The 25,313-nt window shown below is 66.3% G+C and carries 26 protein-coding genes and 1 tRNA gene; 6 read left to right on the top strand and 21 right to left on the bottom strand.

The window, feature by feature from the left end:
- Nucleotides 1–64 precede the first annotated feature (64 nt).
- Nucleotides 65–1,087 carry a N(4)-(beta-N-acetylglucosaminyl)-L-asparaginase gene (locus C8J47_RS12700; protein ID WP_259467532.1) on the top strand — a complete coding sequence of 341 codons (1,023 nt, stop codon included), beginning with the start codon at nucleotides 65–67 and terminating at the stop codon, nucleotides 1,085–1,087.
- Between the two features lie 140 nt (nucleotides 1,088–1,227).
- On the opposite strand, the gene C8J47_RS12705 is transcribed toward C8J47_RS12700, so the two are convergent.
- The 5 genes from C8J47_RS12705 to C8J47_RS12725 form a co-directional block, all read right to left on the bottom strand.
- On the bottom strand, nucleotides 1,228–3,009 hold the full coding sequence (locus tag C8J47_RS12705; protein WP_220683376.1) for a DUF885 domain-containing protein: 1,782 nt from the start codon (nucleotides 3,007–3,009) through the stop codon (nucleotides 1,228–1,230).
- A 13-nt stretch (nucleotides 3,010–3,022) separates the two neighbouring features.
- Nucleotides 3,023–5,167, bottom strand: a complete 2,145-nt coding sequence (locus C8J47_RS12710) for a prolyl oligopeptidase family protein (protein ID WP_259467533.1) — start codon at nucleotides 5,165–5,167, stop codon at nucleotides 3,023–3,025.
- 78 nt (nucleotides 5,168–5,245) lie between these two features.
- The gene (locus tag C8J47_RS12715; protein WP_121885983.1) at nucleotides 5,246–6,232 is read right to left on the bottom strand and encodes a DUF2891 domain-containing protein; all 987 of its coding nucleotides are present in this window, start codon (nucleotides 6,230–6,232) and stop codon (nucleotides 5,246–5,248) included.
- 31 nt (nucleotides 6,233–6,263) lie between these two features.
- Nucleotides 6,264–6,686, bottom strand: coding sequence for an SgcJ/EcaC family oxidoreductase (locus C8J47_RS12720; RefSeq protein WP_259467534.1), 423 nt, complete (start codon nucleotides 6,684–6,686; stop codon nucleotides 6,264–6,266).
- On the bottom strand, nucleotides 6,683–8,491 hold the full coding sequence (locus C8J47_RS12725) for a bifunctional diguanylate cyclase/phosphodiesterase (RefSeq protein ID WP_259467535.1): 1,809 nt from the start codon (nucleotides 8,489–8,491) through the stop codon (nucleotides 6,683–6,685). The genes C8J47_RS12720 and C8J47_RS12725 overlap by 4 nt, the downstream gene beginning before the upstream one ends.
- Between C8J47_RS12725 and moaA the strand changes: the two genes are divergently transcribed.
- The 3 genes from moaA to C8J47_RS12740 all read left to right on the top strand — a co-directional run bounded on the left by moaA (nucleotide 8,478) and on the right by C8J47_RS12740 (nucleotide 10,462).
- Nucleotides 8,478–9,509 carry a GTP 3',8-cyclase MoaA gene (gene moaA, locus C8J47_RS12730; RefSeq protein ID WP_404969281.1) on the top strand — a complete coding sequence of 344 codons (1,032 nt, stop codon included), beginning with the start codon at nucleotides 8,478–8,480 and terminating at the stop codon, nucleotides 9,507–9,509. The genes C8J47_RS12725 and moaA overlap by 14 nt on opposite strands.
- Nucleotides 9,506–10,285, top strand: coding sequence for an NAD kinase (locus C8J47_RS12735; protein ID WP_056047646.1), 780 nt, complete (start codon nucleotides 9,506–9,508; stop codon nucleotides 10,283–10,285). Before moaA ends, C8J47_RS12735 begins: the two co-directional genes overlap by 4 nt.
- Nucleotides 10,286–10,387: 102 nt before the next feature.
- Nucleotides 10,388–10,462: transfer RNA gene (locus C8J47_RS12740), tRNA-Asn, on the top strand.
- A 167-nt stretch (nucleotides 10,463–10,629) separates the two neighbouring features.
- Here C8J47_RS12740 and C8J47_RS12745 read toward each other — a convergent pair.
- The 5 genes from C8J47_RS12745 to C8J47_RS12760 all read right to left on the bottom strand — a co-directional run bounded on the left by C8J47_RS12745 (nucleotide 10,630) and on the right by C8J47_RS12760 (nucleotide 13,925).
- A complete protein-coding gene (locus C8J47_RS12745) occupies nucleotides 10,630–11,481 on the bottom strand; it encodes a response regulator (protein WP_259467536.1) in 852 nt (283 codons plus the stop codon).
- 3 nt (nucleotides 11,482–11,484) lie between these two features.
- Nucleotides 11,485–11,619: a hypothetical protein gene (locus tag C8J47_RS19550; protein ID WP_259467537.1), complete on the bottom strand. Its 135-nt coding sequence runs from the start codon at nucleotides 11,617–11,619 to the stop codon at nucleotides 11,485–11,487.
- 25 nt (nucleotides 11,620–11,644) lie between these two features.
- The gene (locus tag C8J47_RS19555; protein ID WP_259467538.1) at nucleotides 11,645–11,839 is read right to left on the bottom strand and encodes a hypothetical protein; all 195 of its coding nucleotides are present in this window, start codon (nucleotides 11,837–11,839) and stop codon (nucleotides 11,645–11,647) included.
- Between the two features lie 252 nt (nucleotides 11,840–12,091).
- Entirely contained in the window at nucleotides 12,092–13,441 is a 1,350-nt protein-coding gene (locus tag C8J47_RS12755; RefSeq protein WP_121885984.1) for an AmpG family muropeptide MFS transporter, read from the bottom strand.
- A 52-nt stretch (nucleotides 13,442–13,493) separates the two neighbouring features.
- The gene (locus C8J47_RS12760; RefSeq protein ID WP_056060487.1) at nucleotides 13,494–13,925 is read right to left on the bottom strand and encodes a response regulator; all 432 of its coding nucleotides are present in this window, start codon (nucleotides 13,923–13,925) and stop codon (nucleotides 13,494–13,496) included.
- 120 nt (nucleotides 13,926–14,045) lie between these two features.
- Here C8J47_RS12760 and C8J47_RS12765 point away from each other — a divergent pair, with 120 nt between their 5' ends.
- Both C8J47_RS12765 and rsmD read left to right on the top strand, forming a co-directional pair.
- The gene (locus C8J47_RS12765; protein ID WP_121885985.1) at nucleotides 14,046–15,626 is read left to right on the top strand and encodes a pseudouridine synthase; all 1,581 of its coding nucleotides are present in this window, start codon (nucleotides 14,046–14,048) and stop codon (nucleotides 15,624–15,626) included.
- A complete protein-coding gene (rsmD, locus tag C8J47_RS12770) occupies nucleotides 15,626–16,168 on the top strand; it encodes a 16S rRNA (guanine(966)-N(2))-methyltransferase RsmD (RefSeq protein WP_121885986.1) in 543 nt (180 codons plus the stop codon). Before C8J47_RS12765 ends, rsmD begins: the two co-directional genes overlap by 1 nt.
- 33 nt (nucleotides 16,169–16,201) lie before the next feature.
- On the opposite strand, the gene C8J47_RS12775 is transcribed toward rsmD, so the two are convergent.
- From C8J47_RS12775 to rpsH, 11 genes are all read right to left on the bottom strand, one after another.
- Nucleotides 16,202–17,461: an MFS transporter gene (locus C8J47_RS12775; RefSeq protein ID WP_121886235.1), complete on the bottom strand. Its 1,260-nt coding sequence runs from the start codon at nucleotides 17,459–17,461 to the stop codon at nucleotides 16,202–16,204.
- A gap of 69 nt (nucleotides 17,462–17,530) precedes the next feature.
- Complete coding sequence (locus C8J47_RS12780) at nucleotides 17,531–18,877, bottom strand: HAMP domain-containing sensor histidine kinase (RefSeq protein WP_183129106.1); 1,347 nt, start codon at nucleotides 18,875–18,877, stop codon at nucleotides 17,531–17,533.
- Nucleotides 18,874–19,566 (bottom strand): response regulator transcription factor, encoded by a 693-nt coding sequence (locus C8J47_RS12785; protein ID WP_056050249.1) that lies wholly within the window; start codon nucleotides 19,564–19,566, stop codon nucleotides 18,874–18,876. Before C8J47_RS12785 ends, C8J47_RS12780 begins: the two co-directional genes overlap by 4 nt.
- A 440-nt stretch (nucleotides 19,567–20,006) precedes the next feature.
- The gene (locus C8J47_RS12790) at nucleotides 20,007–20,657 is read right to left on the bottom strand and encodes an adenylate kinase (protein ID WP_121886237.1); all 651 of its coding nucleotides are present in this window, start codon (nucleotides 20,655–20,657) and stop codon (nucleotides 20,007–20,009) included.
- A 52-nt stretch (nucleotides 20,658–20,709) separates the two neighbouring features.
- Nucleotides 20,710–22,074, bottom strand: a complete 1,365-nt coding sequence (gene secY / locus C8J47_RS12795; protein ID WP_055872627.1) for a preprotein translocase subunit SecY — start codon at nucleotides 22,072–22,074, stop codon at nucleotides 20,710–20,712.
- Between the two features lie 303 nt (nucleotides 22,075–22,377).
- The gene (gene rplO / locus C8J47_RS12800; protein WP_056047631.1) at nucleotides 22,378–22,920 is read right to left on the bottom strand and encodes a 50S ribosomal protein L15; all 543 of its coding nucleotides are present in this window, start codon (nucleotides 22,918–22,920) and stop codon (nucleotides 22,378–22,380) included.
- 120 nt (nucleotides 22,921–23,040) lie between these two features.
- Nucleotides 23,041–23,217, bottom strand: coding sequence for a 50S ribosomal protein L30 (rpmD, locus tag C8J47_RS12805; protein WP_055872633.1), 177 nt, complete (start codon nucleotides 23,215–23,217; stop codon nucleotides 23,041–23,043).
- A gap of 6 nt (nucleotides 23,218–23,223) precedes the next feature.
- A complete protein-coding gene (rpsE, locus tag C8J47_RS12810) occupies nucleotides 23,224–24,018 on the bottom strand; it encodes a 30S ribosomal protein S5 (RefSeq protein WP_060524133.1) in 795 nt (264 codons plus the stop codon).
- A 3-nt stretch (nucleotides 24,019–24,021) separates the two neighbouring features.
- On the bottom strand, nucleotides 24,022–24,378 hold the full coding sequence (rplR, locus tag C8J47_RS12815) for a 50S ribosomal protein L18 (protein WP_031393749.1): 357 nt from the start codon (nucleotides 24,376–24,378) through the stop codon (nucleotides 24,022–24,024).
- The gene (rplF, locus tag C8J47_RS12820) at nucleotides 24,378–24,911 is read right to left on the bottom strand and encodes a 50S ribosomal protein L6 (RefSeq protein ID WP_056047628.1); all 534 of its coding nucleotides are present in this window, start codon (nucleotides 24,909–24,911) and stop codon (nucleotides 24,378–24,380) included. The genes rplR and rplF overlap by 1 nt, the downstream gene beginning before the upstream one ends.
- Complete coding sequence (gene rpsH / locus C8J47_RS12825; protein WP_031393751.1) at nucleotides 24,911–25,306, bottom strand: 30S ribosomal protein S8; 396 nt, start codon at nucleotides 25,304–25,306, stop codon at nucleotides 24,911–24,913. Before rpsH ends, rplF begins: the two co-directional genes overlap by 1 nt.
- Nucleotides 25,307–25,313: the final 7 nt, after the last annotated feature.

Genomic DNA, 25,313 nt, shown 5'->3' on the forward strand with positions numbered 1-25,313 from the left:
CCTCTTGGCGCGTCGGCCGCGCCTGCGTAGCATGCTGCACATACACCCGGTGGAGGATCGACCGTTGACGACAAGGCGCTCACTGCTCGCGGGTCTGGGAACCTGTGGAACCCTGACACTGGCCGCATCCTACGCGCAGGCGTCGGGCGTTCCCGCCCCCAGGGGCACGTCCGGGGGCCAGGGCGCGATGATCGTCTCGACATGGGATTTCGGTGCGGCGGCGAACGCAGCGGCATTTGCCAAGCTCAGAGCAGGTGGCACGCTGATCGATGCGGTCGAGGCCGGCGCGATGGTGCCCGAAGCGGACCCGACCAACCACAGCGTCGGCTATGCCGGCTATCCGGACCGTGACGGGCACGTCACGCTCGACGCGGTCATCATGGACGATGCCGGCGGGGTCGGCGCGGTCGCGGCGCTGGAGAATACTATCCACGCGATCTCCGTTGCCCGGCGGGTCATGGAACGGACGCCGCACACTTTTCTGGTCGGAGAAGGCGCGACGCGGTTCGCGCGCGATCAGGGGTTTCCCCAGCAATCTTTGCTGACTCCAGAATCCGAGAAGGCGTGGCGGGATTGGCTCAAGACCGCGAAATACCAACCCGAAGCCAATAGCGAGAACCGCACGCGCACTCCCGGCGGTGCGCTCGACCACGATACGATAGGACTGCTCGCCCGCAGCGCGGACGGCCGTCTCGCCGGCGCCTGCACGACCTCGGGGATGGCGTTCAAGATGCGCGGCCGCGTCGGCGATTCGCCGCAGGTCGGTTCTGGCCTCTATGTCGAGGCCGGCATCGGCGGCGCGACCTCGACCGGACTAGGCGAGGAAGTCACCCGGGTCGCAGGGTCGGCGCGCGTCGTCGCATCGATGCGGTCGGGCGCCTCCCCGCAAAAAGCGTGCGAAGAGGTCGTGCGCCATATCGCCCATCTGCGCGGCGACGCCATCCGTGGCGTCCAAGTCGGCTTCCTCGCGCTCGACCCGAAGGGCAATGTCGGCGCGTTCTGCCTGCTTCCGGGATTTACATACGCCGTTACCGACGCGCACGGCGTGACGAAGGTTCTCAAGGCTGCTTCGCTGTTTCAGGCCTGACACGAGACTGAAGCTGGACGCTGGCGTTCCGCAATACCAATCACGCCCCACAGAATTTCTTTTCACGGAATGCGCGTTGCACGATCGTGAACCGAGCTCACGGGCCGATTCACGATCGTACTGCGCACCGACGACGCCGTTCACTGGATAGGCAGGTCGAACAGCAGTTCGCGGACATAGCGGACCGGCGGCGAACCGTGGTTCAGCAGCGCGTCGTTGTACCGCTTCAGGTCGAACGCCGCCCCCTGCCGCTTTTTCGCCTCTTCCCGCAGCGCCATATGCTCCGAATAGCCGGTGAAATAGCTCAACAACTGCGTCGAGCCGAGCGACGCACGGACCCATTTGCCCGCCGCCTCGCGCTCCTGCTGGAACGCGGTGTGCGTCATCAGCTGCATCGCCTGCTCGCGGGTCATGCCTTCGGTGTGGATGCCGATGTCGAGCAGCGAGTTCGAGATCGACCGCAGCCGCATCTTGAGCACCGTCAGCTTGAACAGCGGATCGCCGTTCATGAAGCCCTGGTCCGCCATCATGCCCTCGGCATACACCGCCCAGCCCTCGACGAACGGCCCCGAGCCGAGCACCGCGCGCAGCGTCGACTGCGTCGCATTGGCGTGCGCGAGCTGGAGATAATGCCCCGGCATCGCCTCGTGCACCGCCAGATCGTGGATCATGTAGTCGTTATATTCGCTGAGGAACGAGGTCGCCTGCGCCTCGGTCCAGTCGTCGGGGATCGGCGAGACGGCGAAGAACGTACCGAGGTTCTTCTCGAGCGGGCCGGGGGAATCGCAGTAGGCTACCGCGACGCCCTGCTGGAACTTGGGCATCGTGATGATCTTCACGGGGCTGTCGGGCATCCCGACCAACCCCTTGTCGCGGACGAAAGCAGTCGCCTGCGCCAGTGCCTTGGTCGAGGCGTCAATCATGCCGTCGCGTGCCGGGCGCTTGGCGTAGGTAAGGTCGAGCGCGAGTTGGATCGCGGCCTGTTGCTGCGCTTCGGACGGCTTGTCGGGAAGCAGCAACGCGCCCTTTTTAGCCCCGAAAATCTGCCGTGCGATCGCGTACATCTGCGCGCGCGTGTCGACGATCGCGGCCTGCGCGCGGCGCTTGATCTCGGTCCGCGTGAGGTCGGATTGCAGCGCGAAGCCGAGCTTCTTATCGTAGAGCGCAGCGCCGAGGCGGAAGTCGCCCTTCGCGCCGGGGACGAGCGTCTTGTCGAGCCAGACCTGATGCTCGGCGACCGCCGCCTTCAGTTTGACGAGCGCCGCGTCGAACCGTTTGGCATCGGCTGCGGACAATTCGCTCTTGTGCGGGGCGAGCATGCTCTCGGCGATGTCGACGATGCCGCTGTTCTGCTTCGCCACGGTCGTCGCGTAGATCGATGGCACGCGCGCTACCACGATGTTCGCGCGCGCCTGTGCCAGCAACGCGGGGAGCGCCGCCATCCGCGCGGCCGCCGCGTTCAGGCGCTGCGGCCACGGCGCGAAATCGCGCGCGGCGAGCGAATAAAGCGAGCTGCCGGCGATGTCGTTATAGACCTGCGGGTCCCACGCCCACCCGCCGAGCGTCTCGGTATCCCAGATGTCGTAGCGCAGCGCATTGTCGAGCAACGCCGCATCGACCTGCTCCTCGCGCGACAGGGCTTTGCGGTCGATCCGCTGGAGATCGGCGAGCATCGCTTTCGAAAACGCCTCTCGCTTGCCGCGCCCTGCGGCCGACATATCGGTGATCTGCGTGTCGAACCGGTGATCGCCGAGCGCGGTCGCCGACGATGGATTGAGCCGGGCGAGGCCATCGACATAGCGCTTCGACAGCGACGCGAACGCGCTCGTCTCGGCTTGCGCAGCCAGCACGGGCGCGGGGATCGACGAGACGGGCAGCGCCAGCATCGCGACCCCGAGCAACAGACGAAAATTACGCATCATGAGTTCCTGACGATCAGCGCTGCGGCGAGGTAGCGAGTTGCGTGTTGAGATAGACGGTGACGAGTGCTGCGCGCTTGGCGTCCTCGATCTTGTCGGCACCCGCCGCATGGCCGCCTTCGGGGTTCTCGTAATAGAAGAAGGGGTCACCATACGCCTCCAGCCGCGCCGCGAATTTGCGCGCATGGCCGGGGTGGACGCGGTCGTCTTCGGTCGAGGTGTAGATGAACGGCACCGGGTATTTCACACCTCGCTTCAGGTTTTGGTATGGCGAGTATTGCCCGATGAACGCCCAGTCCGCGGGCTTGTCCGGATCACCATATTCGCCCATCCACGACGCGCCCGCCGACAGATGCGAATATTTCTGCATGTCGAGCAACGGCGATCCCATCACGATCGCGCCGTACAGATCGGGGCGCTGCTCCATCGCGACGCCGACCAGCAACCCGCCGTTCGACCGCCCCGATACCGCGATCTTCCGTTTTGCGCTGACGCCGGTCCGGACCAGATCGTCGCCGACTGCATGGAGATCGTCATACGCCTTTTGCCGATTCTCGCGCAGCGTCGCCTGATGCCACCGCGGGCCGTACTCGCCGCCGCCGCGGATGTTGGCGAGCACGAACGCATTGCCCTCCTCGACCCAGAACAGCCCGGCCGGGCCCGAGCGATACGGCTGATCGACCAGATACGTCGGCGTCTGCGCGTTGCGGAACCCGCCATAAGCGTGGACGAGTGCCGGCACCGGTCCCGCCGCTGAACCTGGCGTGCCCTTTTTCCGCACCAGGAAATACGGGATCTTCGTGCCGTCCTTCGACGTCGCGAACCGCTGTTCGACCTGCATCCGGGACGCATCGAACCGCGCCGGCAGCGTGTCGACCGCGACCGGTTTGGTGGCTGGCCGAACCGCATACAATGCAGGCGGACTGAGGAACCCCTCGACCATCGCATAGGCCAGATCGTCCTTGCCGGCGGTCGCCTCGAGATGGATCGTCGACGCGGTCGGCAACGCCGCGACCGATTGCGTCCAGACACCGTCGGCACCGCGCGTCAGCGACACCAGCCGCCCCGACACGTCGTCGAGCATCTTCACCCACAATACCGACTTGCTCGAATCGACCTGTTCGACGGCCTGTCTGGCAGTCGGCACCAGCACGCGCTCGATCGTCGGTTCGCGCCCCGCCAACACGTCGGCGATCGCATAGGCGACCACCGCGCCGGCAGGAATGCCGCGCCAGTCCGACGACAGCGTCGCGATCAGCCGCCCGTCGAGTACCGTGTCGATAACCGCATCGTCAGGCAACGGCGTCGCCACCAGCCGACCATCGGCAGCGACATGACTCCGCTTGGAATGGAAGAAATCGATGTCGCGCGACACCAGCGCATAGCGCCGGTCGCCCTCGGTGAAGACCGCCGTATTGATCCCGACATCGCTTGGCGCGGCGCTGGCGATCTCGGTCGCGACGGACAGCGGTGTGCCCCGTCGCCACAGCTTGGCGGTCCGCGGCAGGCCCGAGGTGGTGAGGCTGTCCGGCCCGAAGTCGGTCGCGACGTACAGCGCGTCCGGCCCGGCCCAATTCACCCCGGACTTGAACATCGGCACGACGAAACCATCCGCGACGAACTTGCCCGAGGGGATGTCGAACTCGCGCTCGACCACCGCGTCGCCGCCGCCGTTCGACAACGCGATCATGCAGCGATCGTAGGAGGGCGATCGGCAGGTCGCGCCCTTCCAGACCCAGCTCTTGCCCTCGGCCTTGCCCAACGCATCGACGTCGATCAGCTTCCGCCACACCGGCTTGCCGCTGCCGAACGAGGCGAGCGAGGCGACCCGCCACAGGCCGCGGGGATTCGCCCTGTCCTGCCAGAGGTTGACGACTTGGTCGCCGAGGATCTGGTCGGGCATCGCGATCTGGCGCGCGTCCTGCAGCAGGTCGAGCGCGCGCTGGCGATACGCGGCATAACCCGGCTTGTCTTCGAGCGCGGCGAGCGACCGCGTGTTCCACCGCTTGACCGTATCCAGCGCCCGCGCGCCGTGGATGTCCTCAAGGTACGTGTTGGGGTCGGCGGCGGGGGGCGCGGCCGAAGTCGGGGCGGGCGTTTGTGCCAGCGCGGTCGTGGAAAGGGCCAGCAAGGCCAGGAACGGCAGGCGTCTTTGCATCATCACTCTCTTTCGTTCGATGATGCGACCTTAGGCAGCGCAATCCGCTCTGCTAACCCCTTCTCTCCTGCCGATCCGCGATCAGTCGGCCTCGAGCGCGAGCAGCGCGAACGTCGCCAGCCAATGCTCGCCCATGTAATCGTCCGCGAGATGCGGCAGCGCTTCGGCCAGGTGCGCGTCGGCGATCGCGCGGGCGACGGCAGGATCGGGCAACGCATCGGCGATCGTCCGCCAGCACCATGCCCGCGACAGATTGAGCCCGTCGAGATGCGCAAGCCGCCCGTCGGACCGATCACTGACGATCGCGGGCGAGCGCAGGCACTCCGTCGCCGGACCGAACGGATCGGGCAGGAACGCCGCTAGCCAGGGCGCGAACCCGGCCCCCAGCACGTCCTTCATCAACGCCGCCTCGCACAATGTCGCCGACAGGAAATCTTCGCCACTCGGCTCGAACGGCCGGCAATCGCGATCGTCGCCATACCAGTACCGCGCGCGCTTCTCGATCAACGCGGCGAGCGACGCGTCGTGCCCCCGCGCCCAGCGCAGCGCGTGGACCAGCGCGAACGCGGTGCAGTCGTGTTTGCCGCTACGCACGGGATAGATCAGCTTCGGCAGGTACGCCGCAAACCGGCCTGCGAACGCGCGTGCCAACGGCTCGACCGCCGCCGCCCAAGGCCGATCGGGCTGCAACGCCAGCTCGTCATGCAGCGCGAGCAGCCAGCCCCAGCCGTACGGCCGCTCGAACCCGCCGGTGCCCGGCCGATCGAGATAGGCGACCTCGCCCGCGATCAAGGCGGGAACGAGCATCCGATCCGCGAGCGCCTCGATCGCGGCGGCTTCGGGCATGTCCGGATGTAGCCGCGCAAGCCGCATCACCTGCCACCAGCCGTGCACGCAGCTGTGCCAGTCGAAACTGCCGTGGAATACCGGGTGCAGCGTCTTCGGCAGCGCCAGGTCGCCGGGGCCGTCCAGCACCTGGTCGAGCTTGTACGGCCATTGCCGCGTCAGATGCCCCAGCGTCAGCCCGGCGAACCGCGCCGCGGTCGTGCGATCGAGCGTGTCGGTCATTCCATCATCCCGTATCGGTGCAGGTCGGGCGTCAGCTGCTGTGGTCCGCGATGATCTGCCACGCGGTCCCGCGCCGTTCGAACACCAGCGTCGTCATCCCGCTTTCCACGGTCGACGCCCCGGTCAGCGTCCAGCGTGCGAACAGCATCGCGTGGCGTGGATCGATCCCGCGCATCTCGAGGAACGCGAACGACAGCGCGCCACGTGTATTGCCGACGCCGCGGAAGCTCGGCTGATATTTGGCCGCGATCGCCGTCTTGCCGCGCAGCAGTCCCTTGGGCGTCACGAACACGGCATCGTCGGCATACACCGCCATGAACCGCGCGAGATCGCCTGCATTCCAGCCCGCCGCGCTCGCCGCCATCGTCTCGCGGATCGCCGTCTCGGCCGGGACCTGCGCAGGCGCCGCGGCGGCGCTCATCATGACGGCCGGCACCAGCAGAGCACGCATCATTCTTTCCCCACCAGTTCGAGCAGTGCCGGCTCGTCGACGGGCTCCGAAAACAGGAAGCCCTGGTACAGACCACAGCCACCCGCCGTGAGCAATTCGAGTTGCGACGGCGTTTCGACCCCTTCGGCGATCACAGCGAGCCCGAGCGACCGCGCCATCGTTATCGCGCCGGCGACCACCACCCGGTCGCGCGCCGATCCGTCGATATCGCGCACCAGCGACTTGTCGATCTTGACGTAATCGAGCGGCAGCGACTTCAGATAGGCCAGGCTCGAATAGCCCGTGCCGAAATCGTCGATCGCAACGCGGCATCCCGCCCCGCGTAGCTCCGCCAGCAACGCCGATGCCGCCGCCAGATCCTCGATCAGCCCGGTCTCGGTGATCTCGACGGTCAACCGCCCGCGCGGAAAGCCGCTTTCGTCGACCCGTGCCAGGAACAGCGCCGCGAACCCGGGGCGCGTGATATCCGCCGCGGTCAGGTTCAGGGAAACCCGCAACGTGTTCAGCGCCGCCGGCCAGGCAACCGCGCGCGCGAGCACCAGCCGCTGGATATGATCGGACAAGGCGATCCCCAGATCGGCGCGGTCGGCCGCGTCGAACAGCGTATCCGCACCGAGCGGCCCCAGCGTCCGGTGGCTCCACCGCGCCAGCGCTTCCACGCCGGTGATCCGGCCGCTCGCGATCTCGACCTGGGGTTGCCAGCGCAGGTCGATCTCGTCGCGTTCGATCGCGTGATGCAGGTCGATCGCCAGCGCATCGATCGGCGCGACGCCGTCGGGCAGCGCGACATGCAACACCGATCCGTCGCTCGCCTTGGCTTCCGCCAATGCTTCGCTCGCGCGACGCAGCAAGGCCGCCGCGTCGTCACCCGGCTGCCGCTGCGCCACCCCGAACCGACAGCCGAGCACGGCACGCGTATCGGCCACCGCGAACGGCCGCGCGAGCGCCGCGTCGAGCGCGGTGATCGCTGCCGTCACCGCTGCACCCGACGCCTCGATCACCAGCGCGAATTCCGACCCGCCAAGTCGCGCGACCATCGAGTCCACGTCGATCGCCGCGTGCGCGATCGTCTCGGTCCGCCGCACCGCTGTCTCGATCAATGCGTCCACCATCGGCCGCCCATGTGCCGCATTGACGATATCGAGGCGCGACAACGACACCAGCACCACCGCGACCGGGCAGTCGGCGGCGATCCGGCCGATGATCCAGCGGCGAACGTCACCGGTTTCGCGGTCGTACAGCGTTGCGCCAGGAATTCTGCGCCGGTCGACCGCGCTTCCAGAAGAGCGGACTGCATGGCGCCCGGCGAAGCGGAGCGCCTGGATCAACTCGCTATCGGCTGCCGGGCTCGTCAGGAATTGCGTTGCACCCGCATCGAAGAACTCGCCGATCGCCTCGACATCGCCGCGCGACACCAGCACCAGCAGTGCCGCGCCGTTGGTGGCGACCAGCCCGCCCAGCGCAAGCGTCGCCGCGATCCCCTCGTCGAGCGCACCGCGCGCGTCGATCAGCGCCACTGCCGCGCCGCTTGCGAGAAAACGGCTTTCGATCGCCACGGCATCGCTCGTCACCGCCGCATGCCAGTCCGCACCGGCGCCAGCATCGGCCAGAATCCTGGCGATCTCATCGCGTTGACGGAACGATACCGCGAACAGCGTCGTTGCCGTCTGCATGTCTTCCATATCCGTCGCACCCCACCCCATCGGTGCGAGCCTAGCCGCAGCGTCGCTGCCCGCCAATCCATTACCGTCCGGTTCGGCCTTGTTCGAGGCCCCTGCTGTGCTTAGCTCGTCTATGATGATCGACACCGCCAACCCCCTGCCCGGCGTTCCGGCGCAAAAGCCGTTGCGGGACACGCATGGCCGAACGATCAAGTATCTCCGGATTTCGGTGACGGACCGGTGCGATCTTCGGTGCCGGTATTGCATGGCCGAGCAGATGACCTTCCTCCCGCGCGCCAAGTTGCTGAGCCTCGAAGAGATTGCGATCATCGCCGAGCGGTTCATCGCGCGCGGAGTTACCAAGATCCGGTTGTCGGGCGGTGAGCCCCTCGTCCGCCGCGACGTTGCCGAACTCGTCCAGCGCCTGGGCCACAACATCGGATCTGGTCTGGAAGAGTTGACGATGACCACCAACGGCACGCGTCTCGCGCAGCATGCCGAGGCGATGGTCGATGCCGGCATTCGCCGCGTCAACGTCAGCATGGACAGCCGCGACCCGGAGCGGTTCCGCTACATCACCCGGCACGGCGACGTGTCGCAGGTGATCGGCGGGATCATGGCGGCGCGCGATGCGGGGCTGGCGATCAAGATCAACATGGTCGCTCTGAAAGGTTTTAACGAGGACGAGATCGCGCCGATGCTCGCATGGTGCCGCGACGAGGGCTTCGACCTGTCGCTGATCGAGACGATGCCGCTCGGCGCGATCGACGAAGATCGTACCGATCGCTTCCTGCCGCTGACCAAGGTGTTCGACGAGCTGAGCGAGCAGTTCACGCTTGCCCCGGACGCGCATAAGACCGGTGGCCCGGCGCGCTATTGGAACGTCGACGGCACGCGCACTCGGCTCGGGCTGATATCGCCGCTGACCGCCAATTTCTGCGACGGCTGCAACCGCGTTCGCCTCACGACCGAGGGCAAGCTCTACATGTGCCTCGGCCACGACGATCAGGTCGATCTGAAGGCCGCGTTGCGCGATGGTGGCACGGCCGGGCTCGACGACGCGATCGATGCCGGGCTCTTCGCGAAGCCAAAGGCGCACGATTTCCGAATCGGCGTCGGCGAGCGTCCGGCGGTATCGCGTCACATGAGCGTCACCGGAGGATGAGCCGGTTCGAGCGGCTGGCGCTGGTCGCATCTACGACCCCGCCCGCTCGCGCCGCCGAGGCCCAGCTTGCCGACACGGGCGACTGGGTGTCGGTCGACGAAGCCGATGCGATCATCGCGCTCGGCGGCGACGGTTTCATGCTCCAGACGCTCCATGCCATGCTGGAGCGCCGCAAGCCGCCGGTGCCGGTCTTCGGCATGAACCTCGGCACGGTGGGGTTCCTGATGAACGAGTGGCGCCATCATGGCCTGCTCGATCGCCTCGAGCGCGCGAAGCCGTTCAAGGTCGTCCCACTCACGATGACCGCAATCGGCGTCGATGGCCGGACCCACACTTTGCCCGCGATCAACGAGGTGTCGTTCCTGCGCGAGACCCGCCAGACCGCCAATCTCGAGATCACGGTCAACGAGCGGATCGTGCTGCCCGAACTCGCCTGCGATGGCATCCTGGTCGCCACGCCCGCCGGCTCGACCGCGTACAATCTGTCCGCGCACGGCCCGATCCTGCCGCTGGGCTCGGGCATGATCGCGCTGACCCCGATCAGCCCGTTCCGTCCGCGGCGCTGGCGTGGGGCGATCCTGCCCGACAAGGCCCGGATCGGCGTCCGCGTCCTCGACGCCGCCAAGCGCCCCGTATCGGTGGTCGCCGACCAGCGTGAGATCCGTGATATCGCCCGGGTCGACATCTGCATGGACCGCGCGCGCGAGCTGACGCTGCTGTTCGACCCGGAGCATGCGCTCGACGACCGCATCACGATGGAGCAGTTCATCTCCTGACGCGGTTGCCCGATGCAGGGCCGGAACGAAAGTTTAGGGATTTGCGTCGAAACCCGCTTGCATGATCCGGAGGGCCAGTTATAGAGCCGCCCTCGGCAACGATCCCTGATAGCTCAGCGGTAGAGCTCTCGACTGTTAATCGAGTGGCCGTAGGTTCGAATCCTACTCAGGGAGCCACCCCGCCTTGGAAAAGGCGGAGTTGGCCGATATCGGAAACGGAGCGCTACTTGGCGTAGTCCTTCCTAGCTGACCTTGCAGCTTTGCTGTAGCCACCATGTGAATTCCCAGCACTCTCCGCAACTTCTCGTCGTATCGCCGGGCCGCTGCTAGGCGCTGCTTTCTGATCAGCTCCGAACGACGTCCGGCATCAGGATATAGCCGTTGCCGCGCACCGTGCGGATGATCTCAGTCGCATCGAACGCCTGCAGCTTGCGTCGGAGGCGGCTGATGTTCACGTCGATCGTCCGCCCCCGCGACAGGCTCTCCGCCCTGCCCGACTGCGCGATCATGTCGTCGCGCGTGTGCACGACCTGTGGCTGCGACACGAACACGTTGAGCAGCTGGAACTCGCCGTCGGTGAGACGAACCGTGGTACCGTCCGGCGTGTGCAGCGTCCGCATGCGACAGTTCAGGGTCCATCCGGCGAACGAGTAGGCCTCGATCCGGGCTGAAGGCGCCGCCTCGCTCGCCACCGGCTCGTGGGCCGCCGAAGGAGCAGGCGTCGCAGCCCCGCGCCGCCGCAACACCGACCTGATGCGGGCCAGGATCTCCCTGGGGCTGGACGGTTTCGTCACATAGTCGTCTGCGCCGAGTTCGAGCGCGACGACGCGGTCGACTTCGCCCGCGAGCGCCGAGAACATGATGACCGCCGGCGCATCGCCGCTTTGCGTCAACGTGCGAAGCACCGACAGGCCGTCCTCGCCCGGCATCATCATGTCCAGCACGACGAGATCACATGCATGATGCGCCAGCCAGGCGCGCAGCGCTGCCCCGCTCTCGACCGCCTCGGCACGCAGGCCGTGATCGACCAGAAATTCGGTGAGCAGTTCCCGCAGACCGGGATCGTCGTCGACGATGACGATCCGCGCACCGCCGACGACATGGTCATCGACATCGCTCGGAGCGGCTGAGCTTTCGGGAAAACCTGGATGGAGTGTGATCATGCCGACGCCCTGCATCGCGTGTTTGTCCGGCATATTTCAGGCGTAACGCTCTCGTCGTGCGCGCGACACGGTTTGCGATGATCTGTTATGCAGCGACGACGTGATGCGGCCGGCGATCACGCCGTCGCCGCCCAAGGCAGCGTTCGCGCGCGGGGCCTTCGGTTCTTTCATGAGCCCGGTGATCGGCGCGGCGCGATCACTGGAACGTCGCGCCGCTCGCCATCGCCTTGCTGGGACTGAGCCCCTGCTGCTCGAGAAACTGGTTGAGCCCCGCCACCAACGCCTGCGCGGCGGCGCTGGTCAACGCGACCCGCCCGACGACGACGCGCTTGAGCGACGGTGGCTGGCTGGCAGGATCGCAGCGTGCGCTTTCCAAGGTCAGGACGATCACACCGTTCAGGTTCGCAAAACCGGCAAGCCCGGTGGCGAAGACTTCGGGGGCGAAGGGTTGTCGATCAGCGGGGGCAAAGCCTGCGACGGCACAGTGGCCGCTGTCGGCACGCCCTTGATCTCTACACGCATGATATCTTCCTTCCAGCGAACGGTCGGCCTTGCGGTCGACCGTTGCGTAAGGCGCGCGGTGTAAGAGGCCAGCCAGGACGAGAAAGCGCCCCGCGATGAGGGGCGACCGGTAAGGATGGAGTTATGCGCTTCCTTCCGCTCTCGCCCGTCGGACGCTCTCGACGACAAAACCCTGCCGCCACAAGATCCACAACAGCACGAGGCCGGGGATCGCGACGACCATCGTCAGCATCCAGAACCCCGGCCACCCGAGCGCGGTGGCGGCATAGCCGGCGGGGGCCGCCAGCCACGTCCGCCCGACCGCGGCGAACGACGACAGCAGCGCGAACTGGGTCGCGGTGTAGGCGAGGTTCGACAGACCCGAGAGATACGTCACGAACACGGTCAGGCCGATACCGCTGGTCACCTGCTCCGTCGCCACCGCGATCGTCAGCCACGTGTTCGAATGGCCGTGCCAAGCGAGGATCACGAAGGTGAAGTTGCTCAGCATCATCAGCACGCCCGACACGAACAGCGCGCGGCCGAGACCGAGCCACGCCATGAACGGCGCGCCAAGCGCGGTGCCGACGATCAGCCCCCAGAAACCGACCAGCTTGTTGATCGCGATGAATTCGGTGTCGCTGAACCCGAGCTCGACGATCATCGGGTTGAGCATCCCCTGCCCCATCGCGTCGCCGAGCTTGTAGATCAGCACGAACAGCAAGATCAGCACCGCGCCGCGCCGCTGGAAGAACTCGCGGAACGGGCCGATGATCGTGTCTTCGAGCCAGCGCCCGCCGGTCTCTTGCGGCTGCTTGGCCAGCACGCGATCGTGGAGGCCTCGCCCGGCCCAAAGAGCGGCAAGCGCGCCGGGGATGACGCAGAACGCGGTCAGGCCGTAGCCCAGCGCCCAGCCCAGCCCGAGGCCTTCGGACGAGGCGATCGCGATCGTGCCGACGCCTGCGGCCAGATTGCCGAGGCGGTAGCCGAACTGGTTGTTGGCGGTGCCGTGCGGGAGTTCGTCCTCGGGCAGGATCTCGATACGATAGGCGTCGATGACGATGTCCTGGGTCGCGCCGAGGAACGCGGTAACGATCGCCCAGAACGCGAAGACGCCGAGATGCTCCTGCGGCGCACTGAACCCGAGCATCCAGACCGATCCGAACAACAGCGCCTGAACCACGAACAGCCACGCGCGGCGCTGTCCGACCAAGCGGGTCAGCACCGGGATCTCGAACCGGTCAATGAATGGCGCCCACAGGAACTTCAGCGTGTACGGGGTGGTCAGGCCGATCGCGAACCCGATCGTCTTCTTGTCGATACCGACCTTCGACAGCCAATAGCCCATCGTCCCGAGCAACAAGGCCAGCGGAAAGCCGCTCGATATGCCAAGCAACAACGCGGCGATCGGTCTCGGCCGAAGATATGGTGCGAGCGTGGCGAGAACGGAACGGCGTTCGACGGGATCGGGGGCGACGGTATCGGTGGACATGCGCCAACCATAGCGCGCTGTCCGGGCGAGGGAAGACGTTAGCCGATCAGCGTCACGCCGTCCGCGGAAACAACGTGAAGCCCGACGGTACGCGCGTCGGCTTGCCGCCACCGAGCATCGCCTCGATCGCCTCGATCGCCGCGATCAGGTCGCGCGGCATATAGGGCTTGGCCATGCAGCCGGCGGCGAGCGTGGTCGCCTCGACCGGGCAGCTTCCCGTCACGAACATCACCGGCACGCCGCGTGCCTGTGCCGCGCGTGCGACATCTATGCCCGAGCCGTCCGCCAGATTCACGTCGACCAGCACCAGATCGATCACCGTGTCGCTCGCCAGGATCGGCAAGGCCTCAGCGACCCGGTCGATCGTCGCGACGATCGTGAACTTCGCATCGGTCAGGAAATATTCGGTGTCGAACGCGACCAGCGGTTCGTCTTCGACCACCAAAAGCCGGACGATCTGCCGCTTCTTCTTCCCGAACAACATTGCCGACAGGCCCCCGGACGCGAACGAAAGGTCGTTACGCTCGCGAGTTCTAACGCACCGCCGCACGAACGGTCGCAAATATTTTCGCGCTGGACGCCGATCCATAGTATCAGCCGCGCCATGACGACTTCAAAAGACGATAACCCGACTGCCAGCCCGTCGAACGACGCGCCCGCAACCTCCCCCGAAACGCCGGCCGCACCGATCAAGGGCGACCGTATCGCCAAGCTGCTCGCGCGCGCCGGGATCGCCTCGCGCCGCGACATCGAGCGGATGATCGCCGAGGGCCGCGTCGCGCTGAACGGCAGCATTCTCGACACGCCCGCGACCATCCTGCGCAACCTCAACGGCGTTACGGTCGATGGCGACCCGGTCGAGGCTCCGAGCTCGGCTCGGCTGTTCCTGTATCACAAGCCGACCGGGCTGCTCGTCACCGAGCGCGATCCCGCCGGCCGTACGACGATATACGACCGCCTGCCGCAGGATCTGCCGCGGCTGGTGCCGGTCGGGCGGCTCGATCTCAACACCGAGGGGCTGTTGCTGATGACCACCGATGGTGGGCTCAAGCGCCAGCTCGAACTGCCCGCGACGGGTGTCGAGCGTGCCTATCGTGCGCGTGCTTACGGCAACATCACGCAGCCGCAGCTCGAGGAACTGATCGAGGGTATCGAGATCGAAGGCGTCCGGTATGGCTCGATCAACGCGAATATCGAGCGTCGCACTGGCGCGAACGTCTGGATCGAAATGATCCTGACCGAGGGAAAGAACCGCGAAGTCCGCCGCGTGCTGGAGCATCTCGGGTTGCAGGTCTCGCGGCTGATCCGGACGCGTTACGGCCCGTTCGTGCTCGGCGACCTGCCGCCGGGGCAGATCGGCGAGGTGCTGCAGCACGACGTCGTCGCGTTTAAGAAGGAACTCGCGAAGGGTCGACCCGAGGGTCCGGGCGCGCGCGCGAACATCGGGATCAGCGCGAGTGCTGGTGCGGGTGCCGGGATCGGCGCGCGGTCCAGCCAGCGTGGCAGCAATGCGCCGCGGCCTGCGCCGACGACGCGACCGGCACCGGGTGCGCGTCCGGTTTCGGGGGCCCGGCCAGCTGCTGGTGCGCGTACGCCGGCTCGCAGTCCGTATGCGGCACCTGCAAGCTCGGGCTTTTCGAGCGGCGCGGTACCGACCGATCGGCCTTCGCGACCGGCGCGTCCGGAGCGGATCCGTCCGACCGCGGCGATGCAGCGCGGCGACGTCAACGATCCTTGGGCGCGGCCGGACGTGCGGAATACCGCTCGGCCGACGGGAACGCATCATGCGCGGCCGACGAGTGGCGAGACGTCCAAGCCGTATGTGCGGCAGGAGCGTGCGGACCGCGGCGAGGAACTGAGCACGAGCCCGAAGATCAAGCATTTCCGCGCCGCCAAACCACCGCGGGAGCGCGCGGCGCCGTCGCGCGTCGGCGCGGGCGCTACCGTGCAGCGTCAGGAGCAACCGCGGGGCTTCCGTCCGCAGGCCGACGATACGCGGGGGCGCAGTTCGCTCGACAAGCGCGCGGCGCGGAGTGCCAGCGGTCGTCCGGGTGCCGAGCCACGGCCGGTGCGGTCGGAGGATCCGGCGCGGCCCGAACGCGGCAGTCGTCCTACCGCACCTGGGAAGGGTCCGTCGGGAGGGCGCGGTCATCCGCCCCGTGCACCACGTGGAGGGAAGCGCTGATGCGGATCATCGCAGGACTGTACCGCGGCCGTCAGATCGCCGCACCCAAAGGTGACACCACCCGTCCCACCGCCGACCGGATGCGCGAGACGTTGTTCTCGATGCTGACGAGCCGCGTCGGGAGCTTCGAGGGGTTGGCGGTCGCCGATCTGTTCGCCGGCTCGGGCGCGCTCGGGATCGAGGCGCTCTCGCGTGGTGCGGCGACGTGCATGTTCGTCGAATCCGACAAGCTGGCGGTCGATGCGCTCAAGGCCAATCTCGCCAAGCTGGAGATCCGCGGTGATGTCCGCGCCACGTCGGTGATGGCGCTTGGGCCCGCGCCGGCGCCGCTTGACGTGATCCTGATGGATCCGCCCTACAACACCGGTGCCGGACTGGTCGCGCTCGACAAGCTGTCGCGGCTCGGTTGGGTCGGACCGGCGACGTGGATCAGCCTGGAGACGGCGAAGGCCGAGGTCGTGGAACTCCCCGGCTTCGAGGTCGACGCCATGCGCGTGCACGGCAAAGCGCGGCTGACGCTCTTGCGGCCAGTGTCCGCATAAGAGCTTGCTCTCCCGCCGAGGCGGGAGAGCATTCTATTTGTCGGTCGTGCGGCCGAGGATCAGCAGCCCGCCGAGGCTCAGGACCCCAGCCGCCATCAGATACCCACCGACCAGCCACAACCCATGCGGGGCCAGTGCCTCCGCGACGATCGGCGCCAGCGCACCGCCCAGCACGCCGCCAAGATTGAACGTCATCGACACGCCGGTGTAGCGCACGCCCGCCGGAAACAGGCTCGGCAGCCATCCGCCGAGCGGGCCGTAGGCGAACCCCATCACGAACAGCGCGCCCGACAGCCATAGCCACACCGTGAACAGCGATCCCGAGCCCAGCATCGGCCCCATCAGCGCGCCAACGCCGATGCACCCGGCAAACCCGATCGCGAGCATCCGTGCTGCCGAGTGCCGATCCGCCAGCACGCTCGCGACGATCACGCCGCCCGCTAGGAACCAGATCGCGACGAGTTCGACGCCGAGGAAAGCCTCGCGCGAATAGCCGAGCGTCTTGGTGCCGTAGCCAAGCGCAAAGGCGGTCGCGAGATAGAACAGCGCGAAGCATGCGATTACGCCGAACGTGCCCGCTAGCGTCGCGCGGAGGTGCTGCGTGAGAAGCGTTGCGATCGGTACCTTGGGGAGTGCCTCGGTCGCTTCCGCTTCCAGGAACGCGGGCGTCTCGGTCAGCTTCAGCCGCACCCACAGGCCAAGCCCGACCAGGATCGCGCTGAGCAGGAACGGGATGCGCCAGCCCCAGGCGATGAACTGCGCCTCGTCGAGCACGAGGCCGATGATCAGGAACAGCCCGTTGGCGGCGAGGAAACCCACCGGGGCACCGAGCGGCGGAAACATGCCCCAGGTATTCTTGCGGTGCGGCGGCGCGTTCTCAACCGCAAGTAGCGCCGCCCCGCCCCATTCGCCGCCAAGCCCGAGCCCCTGCCCCAGCCGCATCAGGCACAGCAGCGCTGGCGCGATCCAGCCTACCTGCGCGTAGGTGGGGAGGAATGCGATCCCGACGGTCGATCCGCCCATCAGCAACAGCGACGCAACGAGGGTGGACTTGCGCCCGATCCGATCGCCGAAATGCCCGAACACAATCGCGCCGACCGGGCGGGCGACGAAGGCCAGGCCGAACGTCGCATAGCTCAGCAGCAACTGCGCCGAGGCTGACTGTCCCGAAAAGAACAGCGGCCCGAACACCAGTGCCGTGGCTGTCGCGTAGATATAGAAATCGTAGAACTCGACCGCGGTGCCGACCAGGCTGGCGGCTAGGATGCGGCGGTGGGAGGCGAGCGTCGTCATGGGCACGGTCTCGCCGCGGTCGCCGTTGAGGTCAACCGGTTGCCGCAAACGATCCTCGCCCGCCAGGGGTCAGACGGGAAGGACTATACGTGCGACGAGGCCGGGCGCGTTGTCGGCGAGTTCGAAGTGGCCGTCGTGCAGGCGCGCGACGGCTTCAATCAGGGCCATGCCGAGGCCGGCACCCGGCGTCGATCGTGCGCTGTCCAGTCGGCCGAAGCGTTTCAACGCCTGAGCACGGTCGGAGGCGGCAATGCCGGGGCCGCGGTCCTCGACCTGGATCGCGACGCCGTCGGTGCGGTGGACGATCCGGAGCGTGACTTCGCCACCGCCGGCGCCGTGACGGAGCGCGTTGTCGATCAAGTTGGTAATCGCTTGGCTGATGAGTTCGCGGTGCAGCTTCATCGGCGGCGGGCGGTCGTCGATCGCGATCGTGAAAGTCAGACCGGCGTCCTCCGCGACAGGCGCATAGAGTTCGCCGATTTCCTCGAGCAGGTTCGCGGGCGAGACCTCGATGAAGCGGTCGCGCGAGACCGAGCCCGAGCGGCTGATCTCGATCACCATCGTCAGCATCCGCATCACCAGGTCGGTTTCGACCAGGAGGCCGCCCAGCGCCGCCTCCCGAGCGTCGGGATCGGCGATCAGCACCGCCTGCTCGGTCTTCGTGCGCAGGCGTGCGAGCGGGGAGCGGAGGTCGTGCGCGAGACTATCGGTGACGATCCGAAGTTCGGCCATCACGCCTTCGAGCTTGCCCAGCATGACGTTGAGGCGCGCGGCAAGGCGGTCGAACGCATCGCCGCCCCCCGCGATCATGTCGACCCGGCGAGAGAGATCGCCTTCACCGGCTGCCTCGATCGCCTTGGCGATGCCGTCGAGACGGCGGCTGACGTAGCGCGTGAGGACGAGCCCTCCGACCACGCCAAGCGCGAGCGACAGGAACACGGCGACCGCGAGTGCGCGTTCGATCGCGCGTTCCTCCGCGGCGATCAGGTCGAGATTGCGACCGGTCAGCAGCCAGTAGCTGCCGAGCGGGTGGAGCGCGTACCCCGTCTCGCGGGCAGACCAGAGTTCGTCGGCGCCGAGTCGCGCGATGCGGAACTGCGTCACGCGCAGCGGGACTGCGAGGCGTTCGGGCGCGATGCCGACGACGGCCCTGCCCTTCGGGTCGACCACCGCGAGCACGAGCGAGACGTCGCCGGGGACGACCGCGCTGTCGATCGCCTGGCGGATCGCGGGGAGTCCGCCGTTACGCCAGACCGCGCGCAGGGCTTCCGATTGCTCGGTGGTCTCGCGCCGGATCGCGTCGATCGCGTCCGCGCTGGTGGTCTTCCAGACGAAGCCGACCAGCGCGAGGTTCGAGATCAGCGCCAGCGCGATCGAAAGCAGCGCGATCCGGGCTGTTACCGAAAGGCGAATCACCCTTCGACGGCGAGCCGGTAGCCTGCACCGCGAACCGTATGGAGGATCGGCGTCGGGAAACCTTCCTCGAGCTTACGGCGGAGACGGCCGATATGGACATCTACGACGTTCGAGCCCGGGTCGAAATGGTAGTTCCAGATTTTCTCAAGCATCATCGTGCGCGTCACGACCTGGCCGGCGTGACGGGCAAGGAATTCGAGCAGGTTGAACTCGCGGGCGCCGAGTGGGATCGAACGGCCGGCGCGGGACACCGCGCGGGCGAGCAGGTCGATTTCGAGGTCGCCGACGGAGAGCTTCGTCTTTTGCGGCTCTGTCGCGGCACGGTCGGAGCGGCGCAGCATGGCCTCGATCCGTGCGGAGAGCTCGGCGAACGAGAAGGGCTTGCACAGATAATCGTCGGCGCCAGCCTTCAGCCCATCGACACGGTCGTCGACGGCGGCGAGCGCGGAAAGGATCAGGACCGGCGTGGCAATGCCCGCGGCGCGAATCGCGCTGACCATCGACAGGCCGTCGAGGCCGGGCAGCATGCGGTCCGCTATGATGAGGTCGAAGATGCCCTCGCTCGCCAGGAACAGGCCGTCACGGCCGTCTGCGCAGGCTTCGATTGCATGGCCTGCCTCAGCCAGACCCTTGGCAAGATAGGCGGATGTCGAGGCGTCGTCCTCGACGATCAGGATCTTGCGGCTCAACGCGGTATCACCTTCCCTACCACCGAAATCGGTCACTATCTCCTGCCCTCATAAACGGAAAGGCCGGCGGAAAGAAGTCTTCCCACCGGCCCCCACGGTACCCCCGGGAGTGACGGGCACCGATCTCTGAAAACTCGCGTAGCCATTGCTGGCTACGTGTTGGTTCTAGGATCGGGCGGGGGTCAGGGCGATGACCGAGGGGTGACAATTTCGTCATGTTGATGGTTGTTGTAGGCCTGAGACGGAAGCGCCTCAGTCAGCTGCCCCACTCCTACCCCGTCATCCCGGCGCACGCCGGGACCCATGGTTGCGGAGTGGGGGTGGTAGCACGCTCTCGCTTGGTCCGCCGTATCCGTGGGTCCCGGCGTTCGCCGGGATGACGGAAGAGGGGGCGAGAGCGTGGCCCATAACTAGGGCCCCGCCTCAGCGGCGGAACACGCTTACTTCTTGTCGAGGATCGCAGCGATCGCAGAGCCCACGTGCGCGATGTCGGCCATGCCGTCGACGCGGTGAACCAAACCCCGTGCGTCGTAGATCGGCAGGATCGGTGCCGTCTTCGCACGGTATTCGGCCATGCGGTTGTGGACCGTCTCCGCATTGTCGTCCGGCCGGCGCTTGAACTCGGTCGAACCGCAGACATCGCAGACGCCTGCTACGACCGGCTTCTTGTAGCGATCGTGATAGCCCGTGCCGCACTTGGCGCAGGTGTAGCGGCCAACGACGCGGTCGATCAACGCGGCTTCGTCGACGCCAAGTTCGATGACGTAGTCGAGCGTGCGACCACGATCGGCTAGCAGACCGTCGAGCGCTTCCGCCTGAGCAGCCGTCCGCGGATAGCCGTCGAAGATGACGCCGTTCGCCGCGTCCGGCTGGTCGAGACGCTCACCGATGATGCCCGACACGATCTCGTCAGAGACGAGACCGCCGGATTCCATGACCGACTTCGCCTGAAGGCCAACCGGGGTTCCGGCGGCGACGGATGCGCGCAGCATGTCGCCGGTCGAAAGCTGGACCATGCCGCGCTCGTTGACGAGCGTTGCGGCTTGCGTGCCCTTGCCCGCGCCGGGCGGTCCAAGAAGGATGATATTCACGAAACGCACTCCCCTCGTTCGTGCAGGATTTAAACCGGGTTAGCCCCGCAACTTAACGAAGTCGATTGCCCTTGAGCTTCGCCTTCTTGATCAGGTCACCATACTGGTGCGCCAGCAGGTGCGACTGGATCTGCGTCACGGTGTCCATCGTCACGTTGACGACGATAAGCAGGCTGGTGCCACCGAGGTAGAACGGGATCTGCAACGCGGTCACCAGATATTCGGGCAACAGGCAGATGATCGTCAGATACGCCGCACCGATGACGGTGATGCGCGTCAGCACGTAATCGAAGTAATTCTCGGTGTTCTTGCCCGGGCGAATCCCGGGGATGAACCCGCCATTGCGCTTCAGGTTGTCGGCGGTTTCCTCGGGGTTGAAGACGACCGCGGTGTAAAAGAACGAGAAGAAGATGATGCCGGCGCCGTACAGCAGCATGTACACGGGCGAGCCGTGCTGCAGATACTGGTTGAGGGTGATGATGAAATCACCCCACTTCGATTCACCCGCGACACGCTGTCCGGCGAACTGCGAGATCGTCAGCGGCATCAGCAGCAGCGACGACGCGAAGATCGGCGGGATGACGCCGGCGGTGTTGATCTTCAGCGGCAGATGGCTGCGATCGGCCTGCATGCCACGCTGAGTCTGGCGCTTGGGATACTGGATCAGGATGCGGCGCTGGGCGCGCTCCATGAAGCAGATGAACAAGATCAGCACGACCACCGCGACGACGATGCCGATCAGCTTGATCGGATCGAGCGAGCCAGAGCGGCCGCCTTCGAGCAGGTTGACGAGCGTGACGGGCAGATGCGCGACGATGCCGGCCATGATGATCAGCGAGACACCGTTGCCGATACCGCGGCTGGTGATCTGCTCGCCGAGCCACATCAGGAACATCGTACCGCCGATCAGCGAGATGACCGCGGCGACGCGGAACATCATGCCGGGCTCGATGACCGCCTGAATGCCCTGTGCGGCGCCAAGCGTCTCAAGGCCGACGGCGATGAAATAGCCCTGCACCGCGGTCAGGCCGACGGTGCCGTAGCGCGTGTACTGGTTGAGGCGCTTGCGACCCGATTCGCCGTCCTTCTTGATGGCGGCGAGCGTCGGCGACAGCGAGGTCGCGAGCTGCACCACGATCGAGGCGGTGATGTAGGGCATCACGCCGAGCGCGATCAGCGACATGCGGCTGAGCGAACCACCCGAGAAGGTGTTGAAGAAATCGAGCACGCCGCCCTGCGTCTGCTGCGAGAGCAGGCCGAGCGCGGTCGGGTCGACACCCGGCAGCGGGACATAGCTGAGCAGGCGGAAAATGATCAGCGCACCGATCGTGAACCACAACCGCTTCTTGAGGTCGGTCGCCTTCGCGAATTTCGAAAGGCTGATGCTTTGCGCCATCTGGTCGGCTGCGGATGCCATGCGTGTGATCGTCCTGGAAACAAAGAAGGCGGGATGCGTTGTGACCGCCCCCGCCGCTCATATAGGCGCACGGGCGCGCTTGTCTAATGGCTATGGCTACTTCCGGTCGCCCCATGACCCGTTCGTCCTGAGCGAAGTCGAAGGACATTGCCTGGAGTGACGTACCCTTCGACTTCGCTCAGGGCGAACGGAGGAAGGGAAATCGCTGAACGGCGGCAGGTCAGAAGTGGGCGACGGGAAGACGCCAAGTCAGGTAAATAAAAAGGGGGCCAGCGCTTTCGCACCCGCCCCCTTTAGTCCAGCTTAAGCCTTGAACGACGCCTTGTGCGCCGCACGCTCCTTGTACTTCACGCCCTTCTTGGCGGCAGCCTTCTCGGCTGCGGGGACGAAGTGGATCACCTCGACCTTGCCGCCGATCTTCTCGACCGCTTCGATCGCGCCCTTCGACGCGCCGTCGACGGTAAACGAGAGGACCGTGGTCAGCTCGCCCTTGGCGAGGAGGCGGACGCCGTCCTTGCCGCCGCGTGCCAGGCCAGCGGCCTTCAGCGCGTCGTGGTCGAGCGTGGCGTTCGCCTCGATCTTGCCGGCATCGACCGCGAGCTGGATCGCGCCGAGGTTGACCTCTGCGAAGTCCTTGCGGAAGATGTTGTTGAAGCCGCGCTTAGGCAGACGCATGTGCAGTGGCATCTGGCCGCCTTCGAAGCCGGCGATGGACACGCCCTCACGGCTCTTCTGGCCCTTCTGGCCGCGGCCTGCGGTCTTGCCCTTGCCCGAGCCGATGCCGCGTCCGACGCGCATCTTGGACTTACGGGCACCTTCGTTATCGCGGAGTTCGTTGAGCTTCATGGTAATGCACTCGCTTTCGCTTGTTACGCGCTGGTTTGAAATCGCCGGGTTCGAATCCGGAAATAAGGAAGGGGGCCGTTAGCCCCCTTCCCGGTATTTGTCACTAGGTAGCGTGAAGGCTCAGCCTTCGACGGACACCATGTGCTGCACCTTGCGGATCATGCCGCGGACCTCTGGGCTGTCTTCCAGCTCGCGGGTCTTGTGCATCTTGTTGAGACCGAGACCGATCAGCGTTGCGCGCTGATCCTTCTCGCGGCGGATCGGCGAACCGGTCTGCGTGATCTTGATGGTTGCCATGATCGCTTACTCCGTGATCGCAGCTGCATCGGCCTCGGCGGTCTTCGAACCACCATGGCCGAGCAGGTCGGCGATCTTCTTGCCGCGACGCTGTGCGACGGCCTTGGGCGAGGTCTGCTCGCCAAGGGCCTCGAACGTGGCGCGGATCATGTTGTAGGGGTTCGACGTGCCGACCGACTTGGTCACAACGTCCGCAACGCCCAGCGATTCGAAGACAGCGCGCATCGGGCCACCGGCGATGATGCCCGTACCCTGAGGCGCCGACCGCAGCGTGACCTTGCCGGCACCGAAGTGACCGTTGCCGTCATGATGCAGCGTGCGACCGTCCTTCAACGGAACGCGAACCATCTTCTTCTTGGCAGCAGCCGTCGCCTTCGAGATGGCTTCCGGCACTTCGCGTGCCTTGCCATGACCGAAGCCTGCACGACCCTTGCCGTCGCCGACGACGACCAGCGCTGCAAAGCCGAAGCGCTTACCGCCCTTGACCGTCTTCGAGACGCGGTTGATGTGCACCAACTTCTCGATCAGCTCCTCGCCGCCATCGTCCGCACCGGGACGACCGCCACGATTGTCGCGACCGCGACCGCCGTCACGACCACCGCGGTTGCCGCCTGGGCCACCGCTGCGATTGCCACCGGGGCCACCACGACCACCGCCGCCGCCGCCACCGGGACCGCCGCGACCGCGACCGCCACCGTTGTTGCCCTGATAGCCAGTGCTCTGCGGAACGTTCTGAGCCGTGACGTCCTGTGCGGTCGTCTCGGGAGCGATTACTGCCGGCGTGTTGTTTTCGTCAGCCATGTCTTAGAACTCCAATCCGGCTTCGCGCGCGGCATCGGCAAGAGCCTTCACGCGACCGTGGTAGAGGAAGCCGCCGCGATCGAACACGACCTGGGTCACGCCCGCTGCCTTGGCAGCTTCGGCGACGCGCTTGCCGACCGAAGTCGCCGCGTCGATGTTGGCGCCGGACGTGCCGCGCACGTCCTTCTCCAGCGTCGAGGCCGATGCGACCGTCGTGCCAGCGGCATCGTCGATCACCTGGGCATAGATGTGCTTGCCCGAACGATGCACCGACAACCGCGGACGGGTGCCTGCACGTGCGCGGAGCGCGGTACGGTTGCGGCGACGCCGCTTGGCGAAAAGAGAAAGTCCCTTGGTCATTACTTCTTCTTCCCTTCCTTGCGGAAGATGAACTCGCCGTCGTACTTGATACCCTTGCCCTTGTAAGGCTCAGGCTTGCGCCACTGACGAATTTCCGCGGCCAGCTGACCGACCATCTGCTTGTCCGAACCCGAGATCTCGATCGTCGTGTTGTCGGGAGTCTTGACTTCGATCCCCTCCGGCACGTCGATGTTGACGTCATGGCTGTAGCCGAGCTGCAGCTTGAGGTTGCGACCCTGCGCTGCGGCACGATAGCCGACGCCGGTGATCAGCAGCTTCTTGGTGAAGCCTTCCGACACGCCGGTGACCAGGTTCTGCACCATGGTCCGCTGCATGCCCCAGAACGCGCGAGCGCGCTTGGTGTCGTTGGCCGGCTGCACCGAAATGCCGCCGTCTTCGATCGTGTAGCTGATCTCGTCGCGAAGCGGCATCTTGAGGGTACCCTTGGGGCCCTTCATCGTCAGCTGCTTGTTCTCGATGGTCGGCGTGATGCCCGCCGGTACGGTGACCGGCTTTTTACCAATGCGGCTCATCAGAACACCTCCGCGAGGACTTCGCCGCCGACGTTCTGCTCGCGTGCTTCGGAATCCGACAGCACGCCGCGGGGCGTCGAGACGATGGTGATGCCGAGGCCGTTACGGACGCGAGGGAGTTCCTGCGAGCCGGAATAGACGCGACGGCCGGGCTTCGAGACGCGCGCGACATGCTTGATCGCAGGCTGGCCCTCGAAATACTTCAGCTCGATGCGAAGGCCGGCCGCGGGGCCCATCTGCTCTTCGCTATAGCCACGGATATAGCCTTCGCGCTGCAAAACGTCGAGCACGCGGACGCGCAGCTTCGACGCCGGCGTAAGGACGGAGTCCTTCTTCGCGCGCTGGCCATTACGGATACGGGTGAGCAAATCACCCAGGGGATCGGTCACTGCCATGATTTAG

Origin of the sequence: Sphingomonas sp. PP-F2F-G114-C0414, assembly GCF_003688595.1 — a bacterium.
In the GTDB taxonomy this organism is placed as follows: domain Bacteria; phylum Pseudomonadota; class Alphaproteobacteria; order Sphingomonadales; family Sphingomonadaceae; genus Sphingomonas.

Excerpts from the sequence above, each read along its gene's own strand:
- C8J47_RS12775 (WP_121886235.1), bottom strand. The coding sequence starts at position 17,461 with ATGACGACGCTCGCCTCCCACCGCCGCATCCTAGCCGCCAGCCTGGTC.
- C8J47_RS12735 (WP_056047646.1), top strand. The coding sequence starts at position 9,506 with ATGAGCCGGTTCGAGCGGCTGGCGCTGGTCGCATCTACGACCCCGCCC.
- rsmD (WP_121885986.1), top strand. The coding sequence starts at position 15,626 with ATGCGGATCATCGCAGGACTGTACCGCGGCCGTCAGATCGCCGCACCC.
- C8J47_RS12760 (WP_056060487.1), bottom strand. The coding sequence starts at position 13,925 with ATGTTGTTCGGGAAGAAGAAGCGGCAGATCGTCCGGCTTTTGGTGGTC.
- C8J47_RS12765 (WP_121885985.1), top strand. The coding sequence starts at position 14,046 with ATGACGACTTCAAAAGACGATAACCCGACTGCCAGCCCGTCGAACGAC.
- C8J47_RS12755 (WP_121885984.1), bottom strand. The coding sequence starts at position 13,441 with ATGTCCACCGATACCGTCGCCCCCGATCCCGTCGAACGCCGTTCCGTT.
- rpsH (WP_031393751.1), bottom strand. The coding sequence starts at position 25,306 with ATGGCAGTGACCGATCCCCTGGGTGATTTGCTCACCCGTATCCGTAAT.
- C8J47_RS12705 (WP_220683376.1), bottom strand. The coding sequence starts at position 3,009 with ATGATGCGTAATTTTCGTCTGTTGCTCGGGGTCGCGATGCTGGCGCTG.
- rplO (WP_056047631.1), bottom strand. The coding sequence starts at position 22,920 with ATGAAGCTCAACGAACTCCGCGATAACGAAGGTGCCCGTAAGTCCAAG.
- rplR (WP_031393749.1), bottom strand. The coding sequence starts at position 24,378 with ATGACCAAGGGACTTTCTCTTTTCGCCAAGCGGCGTCGCCGCAACCGT.
- C8J47_RS12745 (WP_259467536.1), bottom strand. The coding sequence starts at position 11,481 with ATGCCGGACAAACACGCGATGCAGGGCGTCGGCATGATCACACTCCAT.
- C8J47_RS12720 (WP_259467534.1), bottom strand. The coding sequence starts at position 6,686 with ATGATGCGTGCTCTGCTGGTGCCGGCCGTCATGATGAGCGCCGCCGCG.
- C8J47_RS19550 (WP_259467537.1), bottom strand. The coding sequence starts at position 11,619 with ATGAAAGAACCGAAGGCCCCGCGCGCGAACGCTGCCTTGGGCGGCGAC.
- rpsE (WP_060524133.1), bottom strand. The coding sequence starts at position 24,018 with ATGGCTGACGAAAACAACACGCCGGCAGTAATCGCTCCCGAGACGACC.
- C8J47_RS12715 (WP_121885983.1), bottom strand. The coding sequence starts at position 6,232 with ATGACCGACACGCTCGATCGCACGACCGCGGCGCGGTTCGCCGGGCTG.
- rplF (WP_056047628.1), bottom strand. The coding sequence starts at position 24,911 with ATGAGCCGCATTGGTAAAAAGCCGGTCACCGTACCGGCGGGCATCACG.
- moaA (WP_404969281.1), top strand. The coding sequence starts at position 8,478 with ATGATGATCGACACCGCCAACCCCCTGCCCGGCGTTCCGGCGCAAAAG.
- C8J47_RS12710 (WP_259467533.1), bottom strand. The coding sequence starts at position 5,167 with ATGATGCAAAGACGCCTGCCGTTCCTGGCCTTGCTGGCCCTTTCCACG.
- secY (WP_055872627.1), bottom strand. The coding sequence starts at position 22,074 with ATGGCATCCGCAGCCGACCAGATGGCGCAAAGCATCAGCCTTTCGAAA.
- rpmD (WP_055872633.1), bottom strand. The coding sequence starts at position 23,217 with ATGGCAACCATCAAGATCACGCAGACCGGTTCGCCGATCCGCCGCGAG.